The sequence below is a fragment of the Herbaspirillum sp. C7C2 genome (assembly GCF_022627865.1).
GTDB classification, from domain to species: Bacteria; Pseudomonadota; Gammaproteobacteria; order Burkholderiales; family Burkholderiaceae_D; genus Herbaspirillum; species Herbaspirillum frisingense.
Genome location: NZ_JABXGI010000091.1, coordinates 1 through 250, shown reverse-complemented (window position 1 = coordinate 250; position 250 = coordinate 1). Strand labels below are relative to the sequence as shown.

Genomic DNA, 250 nt, shown 5'->3' with positions numbered 1-250 from the left:
CATCCAGGCCGAGATCGTCACCTCGATGCCGTACATCCCGGTGCTGACCGGCGGCACGACGAGCGAGTTCCACGCCGACAAGTTCACGGGCTGGCCGACGCTCGACGACCTCTACGCGTTCCCGGCGATCTGGGCATCGCCCGACAACGCGCAGATCTTCAAGTCGCTGAAGCCGACGGGGGAGTGAGCGTGATCGCCGCCGCGAAGGAACGCGTGGGTCGCGACGGAGGACGGACGCCGTGAACTATGT

1 protein-coding gene is annotated in these 250 nt (G+C 66.4%); it reads left to right on the top strand.

Annotated elements, in window-relative coordinates:
• The coding region (locus HWE04_RS24365; protein ID WP_241813944.1) for a hypothetical protein at nucleotides 1-187 on the top strand (187 nt) is incomplete at its 5' end.
• Between the last annotated feature and the right edge of the window lie 63 nt (nucleotides 188-250).